This window comes from Microbacterium sp. (assembly GCF_039812165.1).
Lineage (GTDB): Bacteria > Actinomycetota > Actinomycetes > Actinomycetales > Microbacteriaceae > Microbacterium.
In genome coordinates, this window is the sequence record NZ_JBDIAB010000297.1 from 1 (window position 1) to 2,781 (window position 2,781).

At 73.0% G+C, this 2,781-nt stretch carries 1 protein-coding gene and 1 pseudogene; both read left to right on the forward strand.

Annotated features, from left to right (window positions below):
• A pseudogene (locus WML84_RS14585) lies at positions 1–972 on the forward strand (hypothetical protein); the annotation flags it as partial.
• A gap of 303 nt (positions 973–1,275) precedes the next feature.
• On the forward strand, positions 1,276–2,781 hold a 1,506-nt coding region (locus WML84_RS14590; protein WP_347346860.1), incomplete at its 3' end, for a DUF222 domain-containing protein.

Here is a 2,781-nt window from a genome sequence, read left to right on the forward strand (position 1 = left end):
CAGGCGCCCGCCGGCTTCGCCGCGCAGCTCAACACCATCGCCGACGGCGCCGACCAGCTGGCCGCCGGCATGGCTCCGCTCGCGGGCGGCATCGACCAATCCGCCACGGGTGCGCGCGGGCTCTCCGGCGGTGCCGGGCAGCTCGCGGGCGGCGCCGACCAGCTCGCCAGCGGATCGCAGGAACTCGCCGACGGGCTCGGCGCCCTCGCGACCGGCACGTCCGAGCTCGGCACCGGTGCCTCGCAGCTCGCGGGCGGCACCCGCTCGCTCGCCGACGGCCTGTCGACGGCGGCCGGATCGGTGCCGTCGTACACCGAGGGCGAGGCGACCGACCTCGCCGAGGTCGTCGCGAACCCCGTGCAGGCCGACGGCATCTCGTCGAACCTGTTCGGCGCGTCGGCGATCCCACTGCTCGCGACCCTCGCGCTGTGGTTCGGCGGGCTCGCGTCGTTCGTGGCGCTCCGCTCGGTGCCGCGGCAGGTGCTCAGCTCGCGCCGGCCGTCGTTCGTGCTGGCCCTGCGCGGCCTCGCCCCCGCCGCCGCGCTCGGCGCCGCGCAGGGACTGCTCGTGGCCGGCGTCGTGCAGCTCGCCGCGACCTACGACTGGGCGTCGTGGTCGGCGTTCGCGCTCCTGTGCGTCGTCTCGGGCATCGCGTTCGCCGCCGTCAACCAGGCGCTGGTCGCGGTGCTCGGAGGCGCGGGCCGCTGGGTCGCGGCGCTCGTCGGCGTGCTCTCGGTGGCCACCGGGGTGGTCTCCACGGTGCCGGGATTCCTGTCGTCGCTCGCGGCGCTCATGCCCACGACGCCGGCGTACCAGGCGCTGCTGTCGGCACTCACCACCGCCGGCGGGGCCGGTGCCGCGATCGCGGGGCTCGTCGTGTGGTCGCTGCTCGCGTTCGTCGCGACCACGCTCGCCGTGGCCCGGCGCCGCTCGACGACCGCGCGGGCGGTGCTCACGGCATCCGTCGCCTGAGCCGGTCTGCGCGCGAGCCGCGCGTGCCGGGCGCGGGCCGCCTCGCGCGGGAGTCGCTTCGCGCTCTCCTCAGTATCGAATATATATCTGATTGTTCAGGTAGGATTCCCCCGACAAGAGCACTGCCGTGACGGGATAGGCGTGTCCGCGGAACTTGGTGCGTTCGTGAACCCGACCCACCCCGGGCGAGTTTGTCGCGGCCGACGATGCCGCTCGACGAGCCCCACGATCTGCGTGGGTTGATCGGGGCGACTGGACAGCGGTCGAGGTTTCAATGTCGGAGGTATGTGCGATGCTTCGGGTATGGGATTCCTCGACGACATGAGCACCGCGGTGGCGGGGTTCGGTGTGTTCGCGGAGCTCAACGTGCCCGCGGGCGAGTTGCCGGGTTCGGCGGTGCGGCTCAGCGACGCGTCCGTGCGTGACGCACTCGGGATGGTGGCCGGGCTGCAGAAGCAGGTCGCGACGTTGCAGGCCGTGCTGGTCGGTGTCGCCGCGACTCGCTCGGGCCGCGATCGCGGTCACGGCGGACTCGTGCAAGGCACCGGGCATCGCAACACGGTGGAGTTCGTCCGCGACGTGACGGGTGTCACGCGGGGCGAAGCGATCCGGGCCGTCAAGGTCGGCGAGGCGCTGCTGGACGGGATCGGCGGCCCCGCGGGAGACGGCACCGGCGGGCACGGGCCGGACGGGCCGGGCACGGGCAGCGGGAGTCCGGATGAGACCGGAACGGATGCCGGCAGTGCGTCGGATGCCGCGGCAGTGACGCCGTGGCATGAGCCGCTCCGGGTGGCGCTGCTGGCCGGGGCGCTTACGACCGGGCAGCTGCACGCGATCAAGACCGGGCTCGGCGAGCCCCCTGTCGGACGCGTGCTCGGCGTCGGGACGAACGAGACCGTCACGGGCACCGGCAGCGATACCGGTGCGGACCTCGGCGATGATGGCGATATCGGCGATGCCGGCGGCACCGGCGCCGGTGGGCGCGGGTCGGGCGCGGACAGACACGACGCCGAGACCGTGGTGGCGGCGTGGCGTGCGGCGGCGCGGGAGCTGGCCGCGGAAGCACCGTTGTGCACGGTGGAGGACCTCGCCTCCCGAGCCCGGGTGTTACGGGACATGCTCGACCCCGCCGGGGCGGAAGACCGATACGCGGTCAGGTTCGCCAAGCGCGCCTACCGGTGGTCCACCACTTCGGACGGCCTCCCCGCGGCGCATGTCGTGTTCGACGAGGAAGCCGGCGCCTGGTTCCGCTCCCTCATGGACACCGCCCTCTCACCGCGGCGTGGCGGGCCCCGCTTCGTCGCCGCAGACGAGAAGAAGCAGGCCGACGCCCTGGTCAACGATCCGCGGACCAATGATCAGCTCGCCTATGACCTGTTCCTCGACGTGCTGCGCGCCGGCGCGCTCGCGAACGCGAAAGACGTGTACGGGACGAAAGAAGCCGGCGTGCGCCTGGTGACTCTGACCGACACGGTCACCGGGGAGACGGCCCACCGTGATGTCCTGGGGCGGTTGGTCGCCGCCGCGCATACCGAGGATGGAACCGTGACGATCCCGGGGTCGGTGTTGGAGCGGGCGTTGTGCGCGACGGGGAGCATCGAGGCGCACCTGGACACCTGCGGCACCCCCCTCGACCTCGGCCGAGAAGCACGCCTCTACAGCGCCCGGCAGAAGCTCGTCATGGCCATCCGGGACGGCGGATGCCTCTGGCCCGGCTGCGACCGACCCCCTGCCTACTGCGAAGCCCACCACTGCGAGCACTGGGCCCACGGCGGGAACACGGACTGTGCGTCGGGCGTGTTGCTGTGC